General features: G+C 57.8%; 18 protein-coding genes. 10 read left to right on the forward strand and 8 right to left on the reverse strand.

Annotated elements, in window-relative coordinates; genetic code table 11:
* Nucleotides 1-8: 8 nt before the first annotated feature.
* From MMG91_RS00115 to MMG91_RS00125, 3 genes are read left to right on the forward strand one after another with little or no spacing between them, the layout of a single operon-like run.
* On the forward strand, nt 9-566 hold the full coding sequence (locus MMG91_RS00115; RefSeq protein ID WP_310658318.1) for a hypothetical protein: 558 nt from the start codon (nt 9-11) through the stop codon (nt 564-566).
* Nucleotides 563-2,752 (forward strand): FAD-dependent oxidoreductase, encoded by a 2,190-nt coding sequence (locus MMG91_RS00120; RefSeq protein WP_310658319.1) that lies wholly within the window; start codon nt 563-565, stop codon nt 2,750-2,752. The genes MMG91_RS00115 and MMG91_RS00120 overlap by 4 nt, the downstream gene beginning before the upstream one ends.
* Nucleotides 2,753-2,802: 50 nt before the next feature.
* Nucleotides 2,803-3,825: an FAD-dependent oxidoreductase gene (locus MMG91_RS00125; RefSeq protein ID WP_310658711.1), complete on the forward strand. Its 1,023-nt coding sequence runs from the start codon at nt 2,803-2,805 to the stop codon at nt 3,823-3,825.
* Nucleotides 3,826-3,857: 32 nt separating this feature from the next.
* Here MMG91_RS00125 and MMG91_RS00130 read toward each other — a convergent pair whose 3' ends face one another.
* From MMG91_RS00130 to MMG91_RS00145, 4 genes are all read right to left on the reverse strand, one after another.
* A complete protein-coding gene (locus MMG91_RS00130) occupies nt 3,858-4,793 on the reverse strand; it encodes a diguanylate cyclase (protein ID WP_405046507.1) in 936 nt (311 codons plus the stop codon).
* Between the two features lie 18 nt (nt 4,794-4,811).
* Nucleotides 4,812-5,961 (reverse strand): IS3 family transposase gene (locus MMG91_RS00135; RefSeq protein ID WP_310658320.1). Its coding sequence is split into 2 segments (ribosomal slippage): nt 4,812-5,570 and nt 5,572-5,961, totalling 1,149 coding nucleotides; the frame shifts between segments, so codons are not numbered across the junction.
* A gap of 59 nt (nt 5,962-6,020) precedes the next feature.
* Nucleotides 6,021-6,635, reverse strand: a complete 615-nt coding sequence (locus tag MMG91_RS00140) for a dTMP kinase (protein WP_310658321.1) — start codon at nt 6,633-6,635, stop codon at nt 6,021-6,023.
* 409 nt (nt 6,636-7,044) lie between these two features.
* Nucleotides 7,045-7,209 (reverse strand): general stress protein, encoded by a 165-nt coding sequence (locus tag MMG91_RS00145; protein ID WP_217854924.1) that lies wholly within the window; start codon nt 7,207-7,209, stop codon nt 7,045-7,047.
* A 281-nt stretch (nt 7,210-7,490) separates the two neighbouring features.
* Between MMG91_RS00145 and MMG91_RS00150 the strand changes: the two genes are divergently transcribed.
* Nucleotides 7,491-12,323, forward strand: coding sequence for a M10 family metallopeptidase C-terminal domain-containing protein (locus tag MMG91_RS00150; protein WP_310658322.1), 4,833 nt, complete (start codon nt 7,491-7,493; stop codon nt 12,321-12,323).
* Nucleotides 12,324-12,491: 168 nt separating this feature from the next.
* The gene (locus tag MMG91_RS00155) at nt 12,492-13,151 is read left to right on the forward strand and encodes a LysE family translocator (protein WP_095055738.1); all 660 of its coding nucleotides are present in this window, start codon (nt 12,492-12,494) and stop codon (nt 13,149-13,151) included.
* A 72-nt stretch (nt 13,152-13,223) separates the two neighbouring features.
* Here MMG91_RS00155 and MMG91_RS00160 read toward each other — a convergent pair whose 3' ends face one another.
* The gene (locus MMG91_RS00160) at nt 13,224-13,523 is read right to left on the reverse strand and encodes a chorismate mutase (RefSeq protein WP_310658323.1); all 300 of its coding nucleotides are present in this window, start codon (nt 13,521-13,523) and stop codon (nt 13,224-13,226) included.
* 235 nt (nt 13,524-13,758) lie between these two features.
* Here MMG91_RS00160 and MMG91_RS00165 point away from each other — a divergent pair, with 235 nt between their 5' ends.
* On the forward strand, nt 13,759-14,418 hold the full coding sequence (locus MMG91_RS00165; RefSeq protein ID WP_310658324.1) for an MliC family protein: 660 nt from the start codon (nt 13,759-13,761) through the stop codon (nt 14,416-14,418).
* A gap of 9 nt (nt 14,419-14,427) precedes the next feature.
* Here the strand turns inward: MMG91_RS00165 and MMG91_RS00170 are convergent, their stop codons facing one another.
* From MMG91_RS00170 to MMG91_RS00180, 3 genes are all read right to left on the reverse strand, one after another.
* Nucleotides 14,428-15,612 (reverse strand): patatin-like phospholipase family protein, encoded by a 1,185-nt coding sequence (locus MMG91_RS00170; RefSeq protein ID WP_305449797.1) that lies wholly within the window; start codon nt 15,610-15,612, stop codon nt 14,428-14,430.
* Between the two features lie 197 nt (nt 15,613-15,809).
* Entirely contained in the window at nt 15,810-16,445 is a 636-nt protein-coding gene (locus tag MMG91_RS00175; protein WP_305449725.1) for a response regulator transcription factor, read from the reverse strand.
* A 4-nt stretch (nt 16,446-16,449) separates the two neighbouring features.
* Nucleotides 16,450-18,726: a PAS domain S-box protein gene (locus tag MMG91_RS00180; RefSeq protein WP_310658325.1), complete on the reverse strand. Its 2,277-nt coding sequence runs from the start codon at nt 18,724-18,726 to the stop codon at nt 16,450-16,452.
* A gap of 228 nt (nt 18,727-18,954) precedes the next feature.
* Here MMG91_RS00180 and MMG91_RS00185 point away from each other — a divergent pair, with 228 nt between their 5' ends.
* The 4 genes from MMG91_RS00185 to MMG91_RS00200 all read left to right on the forward strand — a co-directional run bounded on the left by MMG91_RS00185 (nt 18,955) and on the right by MMG91_RS00200 (nt 24,533).
* Nucleotides 18,955-20,577 carry an acyl-CoA synthetase gene (locus MMG91_RS00185; RefSeq protein ID WP_305449723.1) on the forward strand — a complete coding sequence of 541 codons (1,623 nt, stop codon included), beginning with the start codon at nt 18,955-18,957 and terminating at the stop codon, nt 20,575-20,577.
* 122 nt (nt 20,578-20,699) lie between these two features.
* A complete protein-coding gene (locus MMG91_RS00190; protein WP_048393398.1) occupies nt 20,700-21,026 on the forward strand; it encodes a DUF485 domain-containing protein in 327 nt (108 codons plus the stop codon).
* Complete coding sequence (locus MMG91_RS00195; protein ID WP_310658326.1) at nt 21,026-22,696, forward strand: cation acetate symporter; 1,671 nt, start codon at nt 21,026-21,028, stop codon at nt 22,694-22,696. Before MMG91_RS00190 ends, MMG91_RS00195 begins: the two co-directional genes overlap by 1 nt.
* A gap of 64 nt (nt 22,697-22,760) precedes the next feature.
* The gene (locus MMG91_RS00200) at nt 22,761-24,533 is read left to right on the forward strand and encodes an acyl-CoA dehydrogenase C-terminal domain-containing protein (protein ID WP_310658327.1); all 1,773 of its coding nucleotides are present in this window, start codon (nt 22,761-22,763) and stop codon (nt 24,531-24,533) included.
* Nucleotides 24,534-24,617: the final 84 nt, after the last annotated feature.

Consider the following 24,617-nt stretch of genomic DNA (forward strand, 5'->3'; position numbering starts at 1 on the left):
GTGGATCAATGGATCCGAATAGTCTGGCGTTGCGTCCTGCCCATGCATTGGTCGAAGTCGCCGGACGTACAGTCGCCATCAGTCATGGTGATGAGCGTTCACTTGCCGGCTGGCAGTGTTCACGTCAGGCATTAAAATCTGTTGATCGCCAAAAGGAATTGGCGGATTGGATGGCTGAACGAAAAATCGACGTATTCGCCACCAGCCACACCTGCTCCCCCGCAGCCTTGAGCTGGGGTTCTGGGGCGGTGATAAATAACGGAGCTGCCGGCCTTCCAAACTTCAACGCAGAACGTAAAGGGCTTGTCACGCGGATAGCTTCCACCTCCCATCCCCAGGCGCTTTATCGCGCTCAGTTGCTCGGACTCTATGTCGAAGCAATCTCACTTGAATACAACCATGCGGCCTTCCTCCAGGACTTCGACCGACAATGGCCCTCACAGAGCCCGGCAGCACTTTCTTATCGTGATCGTTTACTCAATGGAACTGACGATCTTCCACCATCAGCCTTGCTGGGCGACTTTCAGGAGTGTTCAGTTTCTACGCTAAAGGACCCTCTCTCATGAACCTTCGTAAGCTCATACTTTTGGTGGTGATAACTGCGCTGATCGCTTCTTTTTTTATCTTCGATCTGGGCCAATATCTCGACCTGACAAACCTCAAAACCCAACAGGAAACGTTTCGTGAGCAGGTGTCTGCCAACCCTTGGTTCATTGGCGGCGCGTATTTCTTTCTGTACGTATTGGTGACAGCACTGTCACTACCCGGTGCCGCTCTGATGACTCTGCTTGGCGGTGCATTATTCGGCTTATTCGGCGGTACGATCCTGGTGTCCTTTGCATCGACGCTTGGAGCCACATTGGCGATGCTGATCAGTCGCTTCATGCTGCGCGACTGGGCACAAGCCAAGTTCAGTAAACGCTTGATGGGAATAAACGAAGGGCTTGAGCGTGAGGGGACATCCTACTTATTCGCCTTGCGACTGGTACCCGTATTCCCCTTCGTATTGATCAACCTGGCGATGGGATTGACCAAGTTGCCTGTGCGCACATTCTGGTGGGTCAGTCAGCTGGGTATGCTGCCCGGCACGCTGCTTTATGTGAATGCCGGTCGCGAGCTTGGTCAACTCAACTCGTTGGCTGGAATCCTCTCACCCAGTCTCATCGGTGCATTCCTGCTACTTGGGTTGCTACCGATTTTGTCTCGCAAAATTCTGGAATGGTTCAAGACTCGTAAAGTGTATGCGAGCTGGAAGAAGCCCAAGCGATTTGATCGCAATTTGGTGGTTATTGGCGCTGGCTCCGGTGGTTTGGTATCGGCTTACATAGCGGCGGCTGTGAAAGCAAAGGTTACGCTTATCGAAAAGCACAAGATGGGTGGCGACTGCCTGAACACGGGATGTGTGCCTTCTAAAGCACTCATTCGATCTGCCAAATTTGCCCACGAACTTAAAAAAGCCGAAAGCCTGGGCTTTAGATCGGTCACCAGCGAGGTTGATTTCGCGGCAGTCATGCAACGTATTCAGCGCGTGGTGTCGGAGATCGAACCGCATGATTCCATCAAGCGATACACAGGGCTGGGCGTAGAAGTCATTGAGGGAGAAGCGAGGATCACTTCTCCCTGGACAGTTGAGGTCAATGGTAAAACCCTGAGCACTCGATCCATCATTATTGCCACTGGTGCCCGTTCTTTGATACCCAGGATTAAAGGTATTGAGCTCATCACTCCTCTTACCTCGGACAACATATGGGCATTGCGCGAACAACCAAAGCGATTGCTCGTCTTGGGAGGTGGGCCAGTCGGGTGTGAGTTGGCACAAGCATTTCAGCGCCTCGGAAGTGCTGTGACCCAAGTCGAGATGGTTGAGCGGTTAATGATCCGTGAAGATGTCGATGCGAGTGAAATCGTTATGGCAAGCCTCAGGGCGGATGGCGTCGATATCAGGTTGCAGCATAAAGCTATATGTTTTGAAGTATTTGAAGGCCAGCAGCAGCTTATTTGCGTAAATCTGGCAGACAACAGCGAAGTGAAAATACCTTTTGATCAGGTGCTATTGGCCTTGGGTCGAGTCGCTAATGTAAAAGATTTCGGCGCTGAAGAGCTTGGTCTGGAGGTGCGAGACAACGGCACCCTGAATACCAACGAATACTTGGCAACACGCTTCCCCAATATTTTTGCTGTAGGGGATGTCACGGGCCCGTATCAATTCACCCACACGTCAGCTCACCAAGCCTGGTATGCCGCAGTGAATGGACTGTTTGGGGGCTTTAAGCAATTCAAAGTTGATTACCGGGTGATTCCTTGGGCGACGTTCACTGATCCAGAGGTGGCACATGTTGGCTTGAATGAGCAAGAAGCTGAATCCCAAGACATTGCCTACGAAGTCACCCGCTTTGGCATTGATGATTTAGATAGGGCTATCGTCGATGGCGCAGCCTACGGTTACGTCAAAGTGCTGACTGAACCTGGCAAGGATCGGATCCTCGGCGTAACAATCGTGGGCCAGCATGCAGGTGATCTAATCATCGAATACGTGGCTGCCATGCAACACGGCTACGGCATGAACAAAATACTCGGCACGATCCATATCTATCCTACTTTGGCTGAAGCGAACAAATACGCGGCCGGAGAATGGAAGCGTGCTCGTGCCCCCATCGGAGCACTGCACTGGCTTTCAAAATTTCATCGATGGCGCCTCGGCGGCACCCCGCGTATTGAGTCCGGCTTCAATACGGACGAGAAACCGTCTTGAGCGCGGAATTTGACCTCCTGCTTGCAGGAGCTGGCCATACCCATTTGGAGGTGCTTCGTCAGTGGCTTTCTGTTCTTCGGCCTCACGGACGTATCGCTCTCATAAGCGATGGAGCATCGGCTTGGTACTCTGGGATGCTTCCGGGCTTGCTGGCTGGAAGGTATCGGCCAGAGCAGTGTCGTGTGCCTCTATCTCCGCTCTGTGCTAGCGCAGGTGTCGAACTGATACAGGGGGAGATTGTAGGCATTGACCCCAACTCAAACTCGTTGAGGTTTGCCGATGGGCGTGTTTGCTCGGCTACCTGGTTGTCTCTAAACGTCGGCTCAAAACCACAGCCACTGCCGGGAGACTTTCGCGAGTTGGAGCTGGTTCCAGTGAAGCCTTTCGAGGGGCTCGTCTGTGCCTGGCGTACCTGGCAGAAATTACCTATGCCCTTGGCAATTCTGGGTGGTGGTGCTGCTGGGGTTGAGCTCGCTCTTGCCCTTGCACCGCAGGTTCCAGAATTAACACTTATAAGCTCTGGAGAAATCCTTGCCGGGCATCCGCCAGGACTGAGAGCTCGGGCAATTCGGTGCCTCGCGAGTGCTAATGTAAAGCTAATCGAGGGTTCGACAGTCGACACGGTATATGGCGATGCATTGCTATGTGGATCGCAGATCGTTTGGCGCGGCAAGCGACTCATTTTGGCCACCGGAGCAACGCCTCTGCCCTGGTTAAAAGAGGGAACTCTTGCACAGGATGGACGTGGATTTGTCGCAATTACTCCGACTTTTCAAAGCGTATCCCATCAGCACATTCTAGCCGTGGGTGATTGTGCCAGCCTGCCCGATTGCCCGCGTAACGGAGTCTACGCCGTGCGACAGGGGCCAATACTCGCGAGGAATCTAGCCGCTGCTTTAGAAGGCCGGCAGTTGAGTAAGTTTGTACCTCAACCTCACGCACTGGCACTTTTGGCTGACGGTAAAGGCGGCGCCTTGATGAGCTGGGCGGCGATATCTGCTGAAGGTCGCTTTTTCGGGTGGTGGAAAGACCGACTTGATCAAAGCTTCATACACAAGCTAACGATCAGATGATGACATCATGACGCCAACTGGAAAATTCCAAGCTATTCGCAGTCTTCATTATTAATGGCGACTCGATTCCGGCCGCCTCGCTTTGCTAGATAAAGCGCTTTATCAGCCAACTCAATCAGCTCTTTGCTGCCGCCCGACGCTGTAGGAGCCAGCGTCGCGAGCCCGATGCTTACCGTTACGACAGAGTCCGGTTTGGGAGAATGATGGGGGATATTCATCTCTTCGACTTTCTCCCGAAGGCTATTCCCAATCGTCTTCGCGACCGACTCCGACGCGCCAGGCAAAATAACCGCGAATTCTTCACCACCATATCGCGCTGGTAGATAGGACTCATCCGTTACCGTATTCCGCATAGCAGCGGCAACTTTTTTCAGCGCGTCATCGCCAGCTAAATGCCCATACTCATCATTGAAAAGCTTGAAGAAATCCACATCAACCATCAGCAGTGAAATTTCAGCCCCTGTTTCGATTGCACGCTGCCACTGGGCCTCTAAGAAATCATCGAAATGTCTGCGGTTCGGCAAGTCGGTCAGGCCGTCTAAATTGATAAGCCGCTGCAATGCACTATTGGCCATTTGCAACACAAGGTTCGTGTCCAAGACTTGCTGCTGACTTGCCCGTAAAAGACTGTAGGCGTTATCCAGTTTTCTAGCCGTCACGAATGACCGTGAGTGATAGCGAATGCGTGCAATTAGCTCGATGGGATCGGGTAGCTTTACCAGGTAGTCGTCGGCTCCTGCCTCAAAGGCTCGACTCTTTACGACGGCATCTTCTTTAACTGACAAAGCAATAATTGGAATACCATTCGTATTTTTGTTTTTTCGATAGGCTTCAATGAGCGAAAGACCATCCAGTCCCGGCATGACCAAATCTTGCAAAATCACCGTTGGCCTTACTCTCTCAGCTTCAGACACAGCGGACGTGGAGTCAGTACAGAAATGAAATTCGATATCGCTTTCACCAACCAATTGGCCGCGTTGTAGTGGTCAACTAGTCCCGGACACGACGTTAAGTTTTTCTTCGGCCCGAGCTGGAGCCAGTCCACCGTTGAATTGATGGGGTCGAATCCAGTTGTACCGATGCATCAAGAAATAGCTGATATCGCGCTGGGCTTCTTGAGCAGTTCTGTAGCCCACGGTCGGTATCCATTCAGTTTTCAAGCTACGGAACACGCGCTCCATCGGCGCGTTGTCCCAGCAATTTCCCCGGCGACTCATACTCTGACGCATGCGATAACGCCACAGTCGCTGGCGAAACAGGCGGCTCGCATACTGCGACCCTTGATCCGAGTGGAACAGCAGGCCCTGAGGCCTTCCTCGTTGCTCGTAAGCCATATCCAGCGCCTTGATAACCAGATCGGCGTCCGGCTTTTCCGACAATGCCCAGCCCACGACACGGCGCGCGCAAAGATCCAGCACAACCGCCAGATAGTGCCATTCCCCCTGGGCCCAAATGTAGGTGATGTCGCCGCACCACACTTGGTTGGGTGCCGGGACATCGAACTCCCGATTCAAGATGTTTGGGATATCCAATCGCTCAACCGTCGCTCGTTTATAGGCATGAGAACCTGGCTGTTTGCTGACGAGGTCAAGCTCACGCATCAAGCTGCGCACTTTGAATCGACCGAGTTGCTCACCATCCTCACGCATCAACGAGAGAATGCTTCGACTGCCGGCAGCGCTGCGACTTTGTGAAAACAACTCACTCACCCGGCTGCGCAACCGAAGCCGTTCAACATCCGGATGTCCGACGTCTGAGACCGTGGGCATAGAAACTTGAGCGGCTGATATCAAACACTTTACACAGCCAATCAACCGGCTCATGGGCGCTCAGCTGATTGATCAGCGCATACGCTCGTGATCTTCCGACATCAAGAGCGCGGCAGCCTTTTTCCCGTTCAAGGCGAGCGATCCGGGCTTCAAGCTCCTGGATTTTTTGCTGTTCCGGTGTCAGCGCTTTGCTCTGCGGGGTAACGCCTTTGCGCTCCTGCTGAACCTGGTCGACCCAACGACGTAGGGCCGATTCGCCCACGCCGAGTGAACGGCTGGCTTCGATGAAGCTGTAGTTTTGCTTGAGTACGAGGTCGGCAGCCTCGCGTTTGAATTCAGCAGAAAATGAACGGCGTTGTTTGGTCATTTGACACCTCGATCTGGCGAGCATTCTCGCCTAAATGGGTGTCCGGTTTCATTAGACCACTACAATCGAAGGACTCTATGGATCTCGGAAATCACCTGCATCGTTGCGTCTTCGATCGTTCCTTCATTACGGCATAAAACCCAGCCGTGATCCGCAATCGCTCGCTCGAACGCCTTGGTGCAAGCGACATGTTCTTCCAGCTTATGGATCACAGTACTGCTCAGCCCACGCCCTCGTGCCGCTGCCCTTGCCCATGAAATTTCAGGGGCGGTGACAACTCCGACATGCAGGTCTGGCACTCGCACGTTTCGATCAATGTTCAACTGTAGAATCTCTGCAAACGGGACTATCCGGCGAAACGCGGCATCAGACGGGTACCAGCGATCGATCAAGATGATGCTGCCTGGTGGCTGTTTAGCCAGCACGTGGTGGGAAATCCAAGTACGGCTATCAGCAAAGCGCTCGCAAACCTCCAACTCCAAATCCCGGGTGGGATTTCTGACGAGTTTGTTCACGAGGCTCATTGTTTCCCCCCTATAGGGATCGCTTTTTTTCTCGCAAAGTCGGATTACCTTTTTGTTGTCTGCCCTCAGTACTTTCGTAACGGCCTCCAACAATGTGGTTTTGCCGGCTCCTTTGGGCCCATCTAGAGAAATAAACAGCGGACGATTCATTCTTCACATAACGATTGATATACGGTTTTTTTGCCCTGTTCGTTCGCTGGAACCGCTTGGCGCGACTACGCGAATCGAGTGGAGGGAGCTTATGAACAGACATTGGTGAACACTCTAACCTGGTTTCTGGCTAACGGATCTCAAACTTCCCAAGGGCCTTTCGGTGTTCGTGACACGGCAATGAGGTCGCTCACCGGCAAGGCTTTTGGCTAACGCAATACTCTAAGACGCGCATGCCAAGCCTTTGCCATGACTGCTACCACCGCACGCTTGAATTACATGCATGACACCTCGATGTATGACAATCCCTCTCCAGGGAGTCTGCAATCAGCCCTTGAGTGTGCATTGCATTTGCGACTGGCTGGCCTGCGACCTGCTGACATAGGCATCAGCAGGTCGAGCAGGTATATCATCGTTCTCCGCGTGTTCCCCCATGACTATGCTGCCCGCCGATTCGAGCTTTCTCCGCCTTGTCGGTTGCCACATTGGCGTTTTGCTCGCCTTTACGCCCTGCCTCTTTAACTTTTTGAGGGTCGTCGGAAAAGCCGTGATGCGGTTCTTGTCGCTTGGTCATGTCCAATCTCCTTTAAGAAAAAACAGTTGCCTCCATTGGAACTGCGCCCTGCACCTTCGTCCCCCCGGCACGACCAACGGACGCCCTAAGCAAACGTCAACAGAACGTTATTTTTTCAAAACACCTCAAAACATCTCGCAACCGCTAATCAGTTAGTCCGGTTTTTTGACGCTTCCCCGATACGCGGTCACAACTTTTGCCCTCCGCTGGGTCATAACACGGTAGCTGTCGATGGAATATTGGCATCTACCGAGGTTTTCGCCTGATACGGAGATAAGCTCATGATTTTCAATGTACAAAATTTTGGCGCCAAAGGAGATGGCATCACTGACGATACGGCGGCAATACAAAGTGCAATTGATGCGGCGGCCGCTGCAGGCGGGGGGCAGGTGTATATGCCGACCGGAACTTATATCGTTTCGGGAGGTGAGGAACCTTCCGACGGTTGCCTGATGCTCAAGAGCAACGTCTACCTGTACGGCGACGGCATGGGCGTAACCACCGTCAAGGTGGCTGACGGCTCCGACACCAAGATCACGGGGGTCATCCGCTCCGCCTATGGCGAGGAAACCCACGACTTCGGTGTCAGCAACCTCACCATCGATGGCAACCGTGACAACACCACGGGCAAGATCGACGGTTGGTTCAACGGCTACATTCCCGGCGAAGCAGGCTACGACTCTAACGTCACCCTCGACAGCGTCGAGATCAAGGATTGCTCCGGGTACGGTTTCGACCCCCACGAGCAGACCGTCAACATGGTCATCAAGAACAGCGTGTCCCACGGCAACGGCCTGGACGGCTTCGTTGCTGACTTCCTGAGCGACAGCACCTTCGAAAACAACATCGCCTACGACAACGACCGCCACGGTTTCAACATCGTCACCAGCACCCACGACTTCACGCTCACCAATAACGTTGCCTACAACAACGGCGGCAATGGCATCGTGATCCAGCGCGGCAGTGAGGACATCCCCTCCCCCACAAACATCACCATCACCGGTGGCGAGGTGTACGGCAACGGCGCCGAAGGGGTGCTGATCAAAATGTCCAGCGAGGTGACAGTCAGCGGCGTCGATATTCACGACAACACCAGCGCCGGGATCCGCATCTACGGCAGCAACCACGTCGAGATCATCGACAACACGCTCAGCAACAACTCCCTGGGCAGCCCCGTACCAGAGATCATCATCCAGTCCTACAACGACACCCTGGGTGTGTCCGGCAAGTACTTCAACGGTAGCGATAACACGATCCAGGGCAACATCATCATCGGCAGCGACCTCTCGACCTACGGCGTTGCAGAGCGCAATGAAGACGGCACTGATCGCAACGCCATTATTGGCAACACCATCAGTCACACCAGCAAAGGTGCCACGCTGATCTATGGTGATGGCAGCTACGTCAGCGCCACGGAGCCGATGACCACCGTGCAAGGTACGGCTGGCAACGACACCCTGCTGGGCAGCGCCGCCAGCGAGATTTTCTACGGCGGGGCCGGCAACGACACCATCAATGGCGGGGCCGGTGGCGACATTCTGGTGGGTGGTGCAGGCATCGACAAACTCACCGGCGGAACCGGCGCCGATACGTTCCGTTTCACCGCTCAGTCCGACAGTTACCGCAACGCAACCACAAGCTTCGATGACATCATCACCGACTTCGACATCACCCAGGACAAGATCGACCTCGCCGGCCTCGGTTTCACCGGCCTGGGCAACGGCCGTGGCGGCACCCTGCAGGTCAGCTACAGCGCCAGCAGCGACCGCACCTACATCAAGGACTACGATGCCGACGCCAGCGGCAATCGCTTCGAGCTGATCCTCTCGGGTAACCTGACCAGCACCCTGACGGCCAATAACTTCATCTTTAATCGGGTGATCACCGGCACCAGCGGCAGCGACTCGCTGCTGGGTAGCGATTCGGCCGACACCCTCCTCGGCCTGGCGGGTAACGACAACCTCAGTGGCGGCGCGGGCAACGACAAACTCGACGGCGGCGCCGGTATGGACACCCTTACCGGTGGCGCCGGGGCGGACACCTTTGTGTTCTCCAATCGCCTGGACAGTTACCGCAACTACAACACCGGCGGTGCCAACCTTGGCGACCTGATCACCGATTTCGATATCAGCGCCGACAAGATCGACCTCTCGGCCATGGGTTTCACCGGCCTGGGGGATGGCAAGAACAACACCGTGTACGTGGTGCTCAACAGTGCCGGCACCAAGACTTACATCAAGTCCCTGACCGCCGATGCCAATGGCAACCGCTTCGAAGTGGCACTGGACGGCAACTACCTCAACACGCTGACCAGCGCTAATTTTGTCTTCGCCACCTCATCGCCGACCAATCAGGCGCCGGCGCTGGCCACGCCGCTGCTGGATCAGAGCGCGACCGAAAACACCCCGTTCAGCTACGTGGTGCCGGCCACCAGCTTCACCGATCCGGATAACGACAGCCTGAGCTACACCGCGACCCTGGCCGACGGCAGCGCCCTGCCCGGGTGGCTGAGCTTCAATGCCACCAACCTGACCTTCACCGGCACGCCGACCAGCACCGCGTCCGGCAACTACAACGTGCAGGTCAAAGCCATGGACCCAGCCGGTGCATCGGTCAGCGATAGCTTCGCCCTGACAGTGGCCGATGCGCCCGCCAACACCATCACCGGCACCAACAATGCCGAAACCCTCAACGGCACGGCGGGCGTGGACTTGATCCTCGGCCTCGGTGGCAACGACACCATCAAGGCCGGCACCGGCGCGGACATCGTCGACGGCGGCGCCGGACGCGATTCGCTGTACGGCGGCGACGGTGCCGACACCTTCCGCTACACCAACGTGCTCGACAGCTATCGCGACTACGACACGGGGGGTATCACGGCCACCGACACGATTTATGACTTCACCGTGGGCGTCGACAAGATCGATGTTTCCGGTCTGGGCTTTGTCGGCCTCGGCGATGGCCGCAATGGCACGTTGTACATCACCCTTAACGCGGCCGGCAACAAGACCTACATCAAGTCCGCCGAAGCGGATGCCGATGGCAATCGTTTTGAAATCGCCCTCAACGGCAACTACCTCAACACCCTGACCGCCAGCGACTTCGTGTTCGGCGAGAGCGTCCAGCAAAACATCCTCTACCTGCCCACCCTCGGCCAATCCAATGCGCGCCTGCTGCGCATGACAGAGGACGACAATCAGTCCGGCACCTCGATGCTGGTCAACGACCTGGACCGCTACACCCCCTATGACGTGCGCAGCCAGTTCACTGATGCCAATGGCAACGGCATCGACATCGCGGTGGGCGGCAGCACGGTTACCGGCCTGTCGACGCTCAGCGCCGAGGAACTCAAATTGTGCTGGTGGCTGACCGACACCAACCAACCCGGGGCTGCGCTGTTGCGCGCAGTGACGCTGCTGCGCGACCAGCTCACCGAACTGCAATCGATCGATAACGTCACCATGGGCATCATTTGGGGCCAGGGTGAGGAAGCCGCCCAGGAGATCGCCCGCGCCACGGACAAAGCAGCGGCAGCAGCGGCCTACAAGGCCGCGACCCTGAAGGTGTTTGATTACCTGCATGCCCAGTTCGGCAACTTCAGCGTGTACTTGATGGAAACCGGTCACTACGAACAGGACGCGGCGCGTGCCCGTGGTTATTCGGAGGAGAAAATTGCCTCCATCGTCGAGGGGGTTGGCTATGTCCGCGCCGCCCAGGAAGCCATCGCCGCCGAGCGCGCCGATGTCAAGCTGGCGGTGGACTACACCGACCTCCCCTTGCGCTACGAAGTCGATCCAATGGCGTATCCCGACGACGTCTGGCACCTGCACGAGGAGTCGGCGGAGATCGTCGGCCAGCGCCTGGCCGACTACATTGCCAATGACCTTGGTTTCCAGGGCAACCCCAACGACAACAACAGCGTGCAGGCCATTTTCGACAACGCCCGGAACATGATTTCCGGTACGGACCAGGCGGATACCTTGGCGGGCAGCTCGGGCAACGACACGCTGGATGGCAAACTGGGCGCCGACACCCTGACCGGTGGCGATGGCAACGACATCTATGTGGTCGATAACGCGCTCGACCGCGTAGTGGAAACCAACACCTCGACCTCGCAGATCGATACGGTGCAGGCCTCGCTCAGCTGGACCCTGAGCACCAATCTCGAGAACCTGGTGCTCACCGGCGTGTTGGCCATCAACGGCACCGGCAATGAGCGGCACAACTTCATCACCGGCAATGCCGCCAATAACGTGCTCAATGGTGCCGCAGGGGACGACAGCATGAGTGGGGGCGATGGCAACGACACCTACTATGTCGACAACGCCGACGACGCAGTGATCGAGATCAACAGCAATGCGGTGTCTGGAGGGATCGACAGTGTGCACAGCAGCCTGGCGGCCTACACCCTCAGCAACAACGTCGAGCATCTGTATATCGATAGCACCGGCGCCGCCGATGGCACGGGCAACGCGCTGGACAACACACTGTTCGCCGGAGCCGGCAACAACGTGCTGGACGGGCGCGATGGCAATGACACGGTGTCTTTTGAACGCGCCCTGTCCGGCGTTACCGTAAACCTCTCGACGTCAGCGCAACAAAACACCGTGAGTTCCGGGCTCGACACCTTGAAATTCTTCGAAAACCTGACGGGAAGCGCCTACGCCGACAGTCTGTCGGGCAACAGTGCCGCGAACGTTCTGAACGGTGGTGCGGGCAACGATACGCTGGTGGGCGGTTCGGGTAATGACCGGCTGATCGGCGGTGCAGGCACCGACAACCTCACCGGTGGCACTGGCACGGATACCTACGCGTTTGGTGCGCTGTCGGACATGGGCGTCGGGGCTTTGCGTGATGTGATCAACGGTTTCAAGAGCACCGAAGGCGATCTTCTGGATTTCACCGGCCTGGACGCCAAACCGCTGACCATCGCTGTCGACGCCTTCACCTTCATCGGCAGCAACGCCTTCGACCCTGCCGACGCCACCGGCCAACTGCGCTTTGCCGATGGCATTCTCTACGGCAGTGTCAACGCTAGCGCCACCCCCGAGTTCGAAATCCAACTGGTGGGCGTCCAGGAGCTGCACGCCAGCGATTTCACAGCCTTGGGTTAAGCCCACAAGCCTGTGGAAGCGGGCTCGCCCGCTTCCACTAGGGGTGTGAGCGTTGCGCGAACTGATGATTTCTCAACGCCCTAGTAACCGTTCGGTAACTACATCTTCTCAAATGCAGTGGCTTTGACTTTGCAGCCTGTTATGGGCACAGTCTGGCGCTACATGAGGATGGATGCCTCGGTGAGGCTTAAGGAGAATGCCGTGTTTCCGATCAATATTTGGCTTGCCTATACTGCCGCGTGCTTACTATTGGTACTCGCACCAGGCCCGGACAATCTACTGGCCGTAGGCCGAGGACTCAGTCAGGGCAGGATCGCCGCTATCGTATCGGGCATGGCATCTGGGGCGGGAATTCTCTTTCATGTGGCAACCGCTTCGCTAGGACTGACTTTGCTTATGCAGACGTCCGCAGTTGCCTTCTGGGTCGTCAAGCTCATCGGCGCCGGTTATTTACTTTGGCTTGGCATAAAAGTCCTACGCTCTCGTAGCCTGATTAGCTTCCAGCCAGCGACTCGGCAATCACTGCCGAGCATTTTCCTCACGGGATTACTCTCGGCAGCACTCAATCCGAAGCCTGGGTTTTTCGTCCTTGCGTTCATCCCGCAGTTCGTCGACCCACAACGCGGCTCAGTGAGCGTGCAGATGCTGGTGTACGGCATATGGTTCGCCGCACTTACGGCAGTTGGATTTGCACTTATGGGCGTATTTGCCACTGCACTGTCCCGATTTTTGCGTCAGAGGCCACGACTGGTAAATGGTCTGAACGTAGGGGCAGGACTCACCTTCGTTGCTTCGGGCGTATCGATAGCGGCACTCAGCCAAAAATAGGATCAGTGCATTGGCGTCGCGGGGCTAAGATTCAGCCTCGCGAAGCCTCGGTGATCAGGAAAGCAGACGACTTCAAAACTTATCTTTCAGGGCTGAGTGAGTTTTCAACTCTTCGTCAATGAATGCAGCGATCATGGCTCTGTATACCCGCTCCACGACATCAGGTGAGGCACCGGAATCGTTCGCAATTCCGCGCACTTTGCTGATGACCTGTTCAACCCGCGCTGGAGCGCGCACATCATCAGTGGTTTTCTTGAAGGCCGCCGCCTGGGTGACGAGGTTGCCGCGTCTGGCGAGGAGTGCAACCACATCGCGGTCGATGAGGTCTATGTGCTGACGAACTTCTTCGATTGATGTGCAACGTACTTCCATATAAATATCTCCTTTTAAGTAACCGGAATGCGTCAGTTTTGCCGCACAGGACATTAGCGAGAAGCACTTTATAAGTCCACCGCGAGAACCGATCAATCTGGATCCTGCTTTCGCCGTTATGTGGCAAGTTTTGAGCACTGACTTACACTGCGATACACCCAATGCGAACGAATGACTGCTCAACGGATCGATAAATCCCACAGCAATCCGGGCATCACGTAATGATCAAGCCAACATGAAAACGGTCACGGCCCTTTTCACCTCTCTGCTCGCTGCCAGCCTGTGCGCGGCGACGAGCACCTGTGCCAACGCCGCGCCTGCCTCGCCAATCATCCAGACCAGCTTCGACTGCGCCACGGCAAGAGCGTCCGTCGAGAAGCTTATCTGTCGCGATCCACAACTGACGCAGATGGATATTGAACTGACACGTCTTTATCGCCTGGCGCTCACGGATGATCATTCAGTACCGCGTCCAGACAAAGTCATGATCGACCAGCAGTTCTGGATCGAGGCTCGCAATCAGTGTGCCTCCGACCCTGCGCCCAAGGCGTGCGCGATCCGAAGTTATGCCGAGCGCGCGCACCAGCTACGCCAAGGCTCGGCAATTGCAAGAACCAACGATCCAGACAGACTCACCGAAGGCCCCCTGGCTTTTCGGTGTACAGGGTTAAAGGCGTTGATCGCCGCCACTTTCTTTAACACGCAGCCTGGTGTCGTGTACCTGCAATGGGCGAACAGCTCGATCACCCTGAACCAAGTGCAGAATGATTCGGGAACCCAATACACCGGCAAGGATTCCCAGGGGAACTACAGCTTCTGGCAAGACGGCGACGTGGTGCTTTTCCAGAAGCCAGGCTCCGGGGAAATGAGTTGTACGGCCGAACCGATCGGCTGAGACCGTCTCTCACAAACTCGGCGATTTATGCCACGGGTAGCCTTTGGCACTGAGTTCAAAGGCGTATTCGAACAAGCGCTTCATGTATTCGCCATCGAATTTATGCAGGCGAGAAATGTGGAAGTCGGAGCCGATGTACGCCAGATTGAAGTCCGCCCCATCCTGTTGGGCAATTCGGTAAATCCGATCCAGATCGCTGATCCCCTGATTCTGGATCAATGCGCTGATGGCTCGACCGCCGATGTTCAAGGTTCGGCGCTTGGTTCCGGACCATTGCAGTTCCAGTTTGCCGTTGCGAATGACATAGAAATGCCGCTCACGACGCAAACGCGCTCCGGGCACCTGGTTCAGCGCCATCACGGTGCCAGGTGGGTAAAGGAACACTTGCGTAAGGACACCTCCGTCCACGTGCATTTCCTGAAACGGGTGGCCGTTAACGTCCACATCAATCATGACGGGTGAGACGGCACCTGGAATACTCATCGACGCGACCATGATGTTGCGAAACAGCTCGAGCGCTCCCGGTGCCTGGCTGGAGGCAATAGCGCCCATGTTCCAGGTGACCGGGCGCCCTGAATCAAGGTCGGTTGTACCGATCATCAGGAGCCGTCCCTTGGCGTATTCCAACGCGATCGCTGCAAGAATCTCGGCAGTGACGTGCTGTGCAATGAGCCGCGACAGTGGCTTGCTGTGCGCCATCCCATCGCTGGTAAGACGGGTCAGCATATTGCGCGCATGGAAAATGTCTTTTGGACCGACTGCATTGCAGATACGCACAATGACATCGTCGTACTGGGGCCCCAGGTAGGCAAACGGGGCGACCAGGGCGCCAGCGCTAATGCCGGTGACGACTTTGAACACCGGTCGAGTCCCATGCCGGGTCCATCCCGCAATGATGCCCCCCGCGAATGTGCCGGCGTCGCCGCCGCCCGAAACGGCCAGCAGATTTGCCCGCGGCAGGATGTCGTTCGGTAGCCCTGCGCTGGCGAGCGCCTCAGCCTCTCGAAGGTTGGCCTGGCTCACATCCCGAATGAACGGCGTCAGGTCCTGGTCCAGCCAGTAACGAGCATCTGGAATGTCCGGGATCAGCGCTCTTTCCGTTAACGTTGGCGGCACCGCATCACGGCGTTGCAGGCACGCTTGACGCAACATGTTCAGGGTTGAGGCGCTAGGTCTGAGCTGGAATGGTTTCAACACGCCTCCTCCGGCTCCTGCAATTAACAGAGCCCGTCACGCACACTCGACACCCATGACCAGACTCTCAATGGCGAGTGGCCTGAACATCTTTCATGCTAGCGCAAGCTCAGGCAGTCATGACGTTGGCGGGACGTCCGGTCTGCCCTGCGGCTGATCCTCCCCTCCCATAGACGATCATTAGAAAACGCCAGCAATCACCGCAGTTTCAGCGGATCAACCAGTTCAGCGGCGATGGCCATGCCCACCAGGTCCGGCAAGGTATTGGCCTGCATGCGTTTCATCACCCGCGAACGATACAGGTCGACGGTTTTCGCACTGACGCCCAGTTGCTCGGCGATCTCACGGGTGGTGTAACCCTGGACCAGCGGCAGCAAGACATCGCGCTCCCGTGGGGTCAGTGTCAGCAAGCGCGCCTGCAAGGCTTCGTGCCCCTGATTGCCCGAGCGGTTTGCCGCGCAGTTGCTGAGCGCCTGTTGCACGCTGTCCAGCAGCAATTGCTCGTTGTAGGGCTTCTCGATGAAGTCATGGGCGCCCGCCTTGAAGGCGCGAACCACGATCGGCACATCCGCGTGCCCGCTGACGAAAATGATCGGCAGGTTCAGCTCACGTGCGCGCATTTCTTCCTGCACGTTCAAACCGCCCATGCCGGGCATGCGAACATCGAGCAGCACGCAGGCATCAAGACTGGCATCGCAGGCATTGAGAAACTCCACGCCACTGGTAAACGGCAAGGCTTTGAGCCCCACCGACTCCAACAACCAGACGGTTGAATCGAGCATGCCTTGGTCATCGTCGACCACATACACCACGTGCTCCGTCGCACCTGCCATTACGTTATTCCTGTTGTTGTTTTGTTGGACCGGCCAGCGGCAAACGGCAGCACATCAGCAGCCCGACAGGTTGGCGTCGGGCCTGTAATTCGCCACCGAAACCTTCGATGATGCTGCGGCTCATGGACAAGCCAAGCCCCAGGCCATCGGCCTTGCTGGTATAGAACGGGGTAAATATCTGCTCCAGTTCGGGCTCGCTGACGCCTGGCCCCTGGTCTTGCACACTGATTTCCACGGTTGCACCACCGCCCTGCCCCGCAGCCATCACGATCAGCGAGGGTTGCCCCGGATGTTGTTCGCGGTTGGCATCGATGGCATTTCGCAGGAGATTGAGCAGGACCTGCTCCAGCAGCACTCGGTCGGCATAGATCGGCGGCAGATTATCCGGTAGGCGATCCTCGATTGTCACTTGGCAATTGCTCGCCTCCCAGGCACATAAACGCACGGCCTCGCGGGCGACCTCGGTGAAATTCAAGGACTGCATCCGGCGTTGCCCCTTGCGCAGAAACGCCCGCAAACGTTTGATCACTTCTGAAGCATGAGTGGCGTGATGGGTAATGCGCTCCAGCCCTTGCGCTACTTTGGCGGCGGCCTGGGGATTGGAATCCAGCGTCTGTAAATAGCGCTGGCTGGCATTGGCGTAATTGACGACCGCCGCCAATGGCTGGTTGATTTCATGAGCGATGCCTGAGGCCAGTTCACCCAGGGTGACCAACCGCGCGGTGTGCGCCAGTTCGTCCTGATGGCGGCGCTGTTGCACTTCACGTAGTTCACGCTCGGTCATGTCCCGCGCCACCAACGAGTAATAGCGCTCGCCACCGGCCGAACGGTGCGCCAGCAGCACCAGCGATACCGGCACAGAAGTGCCGCCGCCCGGTGGCTGCAATCGCGCATCGGTGCTCCAGACACCGTCGCGTTCGGCGCTGCTCCAGCCATCACGCTGCAGACGTACCAGGTCGCCGCTGGCGAACAACGTTGCCAGGGCTGGCATCGGTTGTTGCTCATCGACCCCCAGGATGCGCCGCGCCGCTGGATTGAGGTAAGTGACTTGCCCCTCGGGGTCGATGAACAACACCGGATCAGTGTTGGCCTCGACGACTTCCGCCAGGCGTCGCTTGTTCTCTTCGGCGTGCACCCGGGCGGTAATGTCACGGGACACGCTGACCACTTCCACCACCGCCCCGGTATAGGTCTCGCGAATCGCGCGGCTGGCGGTTTCAAACCACAGGTAATGCCCATCCCGATGGCGGATCCGATACGTCATCGTGTGATAACCATCCTGCTCCAGGGCATCCCGCGCGCGCTGCACCAGGCTGGCCAGGTCCTGGCCATGGAACAAGCCTTGGGCCATTTGCCCGCGCAACTCCTCCGGCCAGTAGCCGAGCAATGTCCAGGACGCCGGCGAGGCATCAAGAAAGCGCCCGTCCGGTGTGTGTCGGGAAATCAGGTCGGTGGTGTTTTCAATGATCAGCCGGTACAGCCGCCGTGCCGTGGCCGCTTCACGCTCGGCCAGCACTTGTGCCGTGGCATCGCGACACCGGGCGAGCACACGGTTGTCCTGCGGATCGGGGATAAACGTCCAGATCAGGATCTGCGCTTCGAATTGGGCTTCGACCCCTTCGATGGCGCGTTGCTGGTCCAGGCAGGCGCGTACCAGCACCCGGTGATTGACCGGTAAAAAACCCAGCACATCGGTCAGCGGCTTTTCGGCCAGCAACGCCAGCAGCGCCGCGTTGAACTCCAATGGCCGGCCCTGCGCATCGAGCAGCAGACTCGGTTGCGGGTCGTGCCCCAACAGCGGTGAACCGCGCAGCATGCCGTTGACGCTGCTCAGCAACGTCGTCAGCAAGTCCTGCACCCAGCCCAGCCAATCAAGACTCACGCCCTCGCACACTTCCACCAGCAACAACCCCGCCTGCCCCGGTTGCAACGCCAGATCAAACACCTGGCCATGGCTGATAGCGGCCCGGCGCAGTCGGCCGGCCAGCCAACAATCGAATTGACGTACTTGAGTCAGATCCAGCCGCCCCGCTTCGGTCAGTCGATCAAACAACCGTTGATCGCTGGCCAGCGAAGGGTCGCCCAGCCCCGGAGGAAAATGCTGGGCGGCGCCCTCGTGGCTGTAAATCCGCGCATTGGGTTGCCAACTCAAATAAACCGCCCGGCGCACCTCGGGGCAATCCTGCAGCGCACGGCACAACGCATCGGCCCGGGCGGCCAGAGAGACACCCTCGCGCTGAAGGCGCAACCAGCTGTGCAATCGAACGGGAGTCAGGGTCATCACAGGTCCGCTTCGTTGGGGAGGCCAAGGATATACCGGCCTCGGCGGTGTCACTCTATTCATTTAGATTCGGAAGAATCAAATATAGTACATATCCTATATTACGTAGGTTGTACTTCCATATCTCTAGCTGAATGTTATATAAAGCAAGCCGGACATAAAAGGGACCTCAGCGGCTACGCTGCAAGGTCACCTATAGAGCTAACAATCAGCCACCGAGTACCGTACATGTCGATCTATGAACAAGGGCTAAGCCCTGCGGCTGTCAACCATATTGCCTTGTCTCCGCTCAGCTTCATCGAGCGCACCGCCAGCGTTTACCCACACTATCCCGCCGTCATCCATGGCTCGATCCGCCGCACCTGGGCGCAGACCTACACCCGCTGCCGCCGTCTGGCCTCGGCGCTGGCCGGTCGCGGCATCGGCAAGAACGACACGGTGGCGGTGATGTTGCCCAACATTCCCGAGATGCTCGAAGTGCATTTCGGCGTGCCGATGATTGGCGCAGTGCTCAACCCGCTCAACGTGCGTCTGGATGCTGAAGCCATTGCCTTCATGCTCCAGCATGGCGAAGCCAGGGTGCTGATTACCGACCGTGAGTTCCATGATGTGATTCACGCGGCGATCGGCATGCTGGACCACCCGCCATTGGTCATCGACGTTAATGATCCGGAATACGGCGAAGGCCAGGCTGTCAGCGATCTGGACTATGAAGCACTGTTGGCCGAAGGCGACCCTGCTTTCGCCTGGCAGTGGCCCGATGATGAATGGCAAGCCATCTCGCTGAATTACACCTCCGGCACCACCGGCAATCCCAAAGGCGTGGTTTACCACCATCGCGGTGCCTACCTGAACTCATTGGGCAACCAGATGACCTGGGCCATGGGTAACCATCCGGTGTACCTCTGGACCTTGCCGATGTTCCATTGCAACGGTTGGTGCTATCCGTGGATCGTCACCGCCATGGCCGGTGTGCATGTGTTTCTGCGCCGCGTCGATCCACAGAAAATCCTCACGCTGATCCGCGAGCATCAGGTCACCCATCTGTGCGCTGCGCCGATCGTGCTCAATGCCTTGGTCAACATGCCGGAATCGGCTAAAGCGGCGATCGATCATCCGGTCAACGCGATGGTCGCCGGCGCTGCACCGCCGGCCAAAGTGATCGGTGCCGTGGAACAGATGGGCATCAAAGTCACCCACGTCTATGGCCTGACCGAAACCTATGGCCCGGTGACGCTCTGCGCCTGGCATGCCGAATGGGATGAGCTGCCGCTCGACGAGCGGGCGCAAATCAAATCCCGTCAGGGCGTGCGCTACCCGACACTCGAAGGTGTGATGGTTGGCGATTCGAAGACACTGGAACCGACCCCGCGAGACGGTCAGACCATCGGTGAGATCTTCATGCGCGGCAACACCGTAATGAAGGGCTACCTCAAGAACCCGACCGCCACAGCCGAAGCCTTCGACGGCGGCTGGTTCCACACCGGGGACCTGGCGGTGTGTCATCCCAACGGTTATGTCGAGATCAAGGACCGACTCAAGGACATCATCATTTCCGGCGGTGAAAACATTTCCACCATCGAACTGGAAGGTGTGCTCTATCGTCATCCAGCCGTCATGGAAGCAGCCGTCGTCGCCCGTCCCGATGAGAAATGGGGCGAAACGCCCTGCGCCTTTATCACATTGAAGGCTGATCACCAGGACGTTCGCGAGGCCGACATCATCAGTTTCTGCCGCGAACACCTGGCCGGTTTCAAAGTCCCGCGCACCGTGATTTTCACCCTGCTGCCGAAGACTTCAACCGGCAAGATCCAGAAGTACGTGCTGCGCGACAGGGCCAAAGCGCTCTAACCGAATCGACGTTGTACCCACCAGGCGGCAGGTGTTTTACCTGCCGCTTCGGGCTCGTGCAGGCTGAATTCGGCCCTGCCCCTGACCTACACACTGATAACAAAAACAATGTGGAGCCACCCATGATCGACATTCATTCAACCGATACCCAACGCTGTGAACGCATTCGGTCCAACCCCAAGTTCCTTCAATTGGTGAGCAGCCGTTCGCGCCTGGCCTGGTCGCTGAGTGCTGCCGTGCTCGGCACCTACTACGCGTTCATGCTGGTGGTGGCGTTTGCTCCGCAGTGGTTGCATGCGCCAATCGCCGAGCATCGGATGTTGACCCTGGGCATGCCGGTTGGCGCGGCGATCATCATTTTTTCCTGGCTGTTGACCGGTTGGTACGTCTACAGCGCCAACACACGTTTCGACGCACTGGGCGCCGCCATTCTCGAGGAGAGCAAGTGATGACTCTGCTGCGTAAACTTCTCCTCACCGCTGCCGGGCTATTGCCGGCCTCCGTTGTGCTGGCTGCACCCACGTTGGGTGCGGTGGAAAAACAGCCGCTCAACCTGCATGCGATCGGCATGTTCTTCGTCTTCGTATTGGGCACATTGGCTATCACTTGGTGGGCCGCGCGGCAAACCAGATCCACTTCGGACTTCTACACTGCGGGCGGTGGCATCACCGGGTTCCAGAACGGACTGGCCATTGCCGGTGACTACATGTCCGCCGCCACGCTGCTGGGGCTGTCCAGCCTGGTGTTCGCCAAGGGCTACGATGGCTTCATCTATACCATCGGCTTCTTTGTGGGCTGGCCGATCATCACCTTCCTGATGGCTGAGCGCTTGCGCAACCTGGGGCGGTACACCTTTGCCGACATCGTGTCCTATCGTCTGGACCAAAACAAAGTACGGATCTTCGCCGCTTTCGGTTCGCTGACGGTGGTGTGCTGCTACCTGATCGTGCAGATGGTCGGTGCTGGTCAGTTGATCAAGTTGCTGTTTGGCCTCGACTACCCGGTAGCCGTGGTGATCGTCGGCGCGCTGATGCTGGTTTATGTGATTTTCGGCGGCATGATCGCCACCACTTGGGTGCAGATCATCAAGGCCGTGCTGCTGCTTGCCGGCGGCACGACTTTGGCATTGATGGCCATGTCGCAGTTCGGTTTCAGCTACGAAACCCTCGCCGACAAAGCCGTCCAGGCGCACGCCAGTGGCTGGAACATCATGGGCCCAGGCTCGATGCTCGCCGACCCGATCAACACCGCTTCGATGTCGCTGGGCCTGGTGTTCGGGATTGCCGGCCTGCCGCACATTCTGATGCGTTTCTTCACCGTGCCTAACGCCAAGGAAGCACGCAAATCGGTGTTCTACGCCACCGGTTTCATCGGCTTTTTCTTCCTGGTGGTATGCACCCTGGGCTTCGCCGCGATGGTGATCATCGGCACCGACCCGCAGTACTACGTCAATGGCGAAGTCGGTGGCACCTTGATTGGTGGCGGCAACATGGTCGCCATGCACTTGGCCAAAGCGGTCGGTGGCAATCTGTTCTTCGGTTTCCTCTCGGCCGTGGCCTTCGCCACCATCCTTGCGGTGGTCTCCGGGCTGGCCCTGGCCGGTGCTTCGGCGATTTCCCACGACCTCTACGCCACGGTATTCAAGAAGGGCAAAGCCAGCGAGAAACAGGAAATGCGCGTGACCCGCATGGCCACCGTAGGTCTTGGCATCATCGCGATTCTGCTGGGCATTCTGTTCGAGAAGATGAACGTCGCGTTCCTGGTGGGCCTGACCTTCGGCATCGCCGCGTCGACCAACTTCCCGGTACTGATCATGGCCATGTACTGGAAAGGCTTGACCACCAAAGGCGCAATCATCGGTGGTTTCGCCGGGCTGATCTGCGCGCTGGTCCTGGTGATCCTTTCGCCAGCGGTCTGGGTCACCGTGCTCGGCCATGCGCATGCGATTTTCCCGTACGACCACCCGGCGCTGTTCTCCATGCCACTGGCGTTCTTGGTGATCGTCGTCGTATCCAAACTCGACCGCAGCGTGCGGGCCGACAAGGAGCGTGATGCTTACGCCGACCAGTTTGTCCGCGCCCAGACCGGCCTCGGTGCCGCCAGCGCTTCCAGCCATTGATTGAAAGGGCACGGCCTGCTCAAGCGGCGCCGTGTCCATCGCACACCCTTTTGAGGTTCTCGTTATGCCCGAATTCAACGCCCCGCTGCGCGACATGCGCTTTGTCTTGCATGAAGTGTTCGATGCCCCGGCCTTGTGGGCACGCCTGCCGGCCCTGGCCGACAGTGTCGATGCCGCCACCGCCGACGCCATTCTTGAGGAGGCGGCCAAAGTCACCTCGCACCTGATTGCACCATTGAATCGCAGTGGCGACGAGGAAGGCGCCCAGTGGGTCGACGGCCAAGTCAGCACGCCGGTCGGCTTCAAACAGGCTTATGCCACCTACATCGAAGGCGGCTGGGTGGGCTTGTCCGGCAACGCCGATTTTGGCGGCATGGGCATGCCGAAGATGCTCGCCGTGCAGTTCGAAGAAATGCTCTACGGCGCCAACTCCAGCTTTGCACTGTATTCGGCGTTGAGTTCCGGTGCCTGTCTGGCGCTGGATGCCCACGCCAGCGACACCCTGAAAAGCCTCTACCTGCCGCCGATGTACGAAGGCCGCTGGGCCGGTTCCATGTGCCTGACCGAAGCCCACGCCGGCACCGATCTGGGGATTATCCGCACCCGCGCCGAACCCCGGGCCGACGGCAGCTTCAGCATCACCGGCAGCAAGATCTTCATCACCGGTGGTGATCAGGACCTGACCGAAAACATTGTGCATCTGGTGCTGGCCAAACTGCCGGACGCCCCTGCGGGGCCCAAAGGCATCTCGCTGTTTGTCGTCCCCAAAGTACTGGTCAATGCCGACGGTTCCCTCGGCGCTGCCAACGCTGTGAGTTGCGGTTCGATCGAACACAAGATGGGCATCAAGGCCTCGGCCACCTGCGTGATGAACTTCGATGGCGCCAGCGGCTGGCTGGTCGGCGAAGCCAACAAAGGCTTGGCGGCGATGTTCACCATGATGAACTACGAGCGCTTGTCCATCGGCATTCAGGGCATCGGCTGCGCCGAAGCGTCCTATCAGAGCGCCGTCGCCTATGCACGTGAACGCGTTCAGAGTCGCGCGCCGACCGGTGCTATAGCTCCGGACAAAGTGGCCGACCCGATCATCGTCCACCCTGATGTGCGCCGCATGCTGCTGAGCATGAAAGCCATGACCGAGGGCGGCCGCGCGTTCGCCAGTTATGTCGGGCAGCAACTGGACCTGGCGAAGTTTTCCGATGACGCCAAGGAACGGGACAGCGCGCAAACCCTGGTGGCGCTGCTCACACCGGTGGCCAAAGCGTTCTTCACTGACACGGGCCTGGAAAGCTGCATCAACGGCCAGCAAGTGTTCGGCGGCCATGGCTACATCCGCGAATGGGGCCAGGAACAATTGGTTCGCGATGTGCGCATCGCGCAGATCTACGAAGGCACCAACGGCATTCAGGCCCTGGACTTGCTTGGACGCAAAGTGCTCGCCGATAAGGGCTTCGCGCTGCGCCAGTTCACCGGCGAGATCCGCCATTTCGCCCATCAGCCCGACGCGCCCTACTCCGTTCAACTGTTCGATGCCGTGCAGCGTCTGGAAGAGGTGAGCGACTGGCTGCAGGACCAGGCGACCACCAATCGCAACGAAGTCGGCGCTGCTTCGGTGGAGTATTTGCACCTGTTCGGTTACGTCGCCTATGCCTGGCTGTGGGCGCGCATGGCACAGGTTGCCAAGCAAAAGCTGCACGAAGATGCAGGGTTTTATGGCGCGAAGATCGCCACCGCCGACTTCTACTTCCATCGCCTGCTGCCACGCATTTTGAGCCTGGAACAATCCATCCTCGCGGGCAGTGCCTCGTTGTTTGGCCTGCGCGCCGAACAGTTCTAACGATTGAACCGCACGCGGCGCCACGCTCCTCTCTTTTTGGCGTTCGCGTTTTTTATTGATAAGCCCTCGCCCACTTGGCGAGGG

It is taken from the genome of Pseudomonas sp. JL3, assembly GCF_031570575.1.
In the GTDB taxonomy this organism is placed as follows: domain Bacteria; phylum Pseudomonadota; class Gammaproteobacteria; order Pseudomonadales; family Pseudomonadaceae; genus Aquipseudomonas; species Aquipseudomonas cucumis.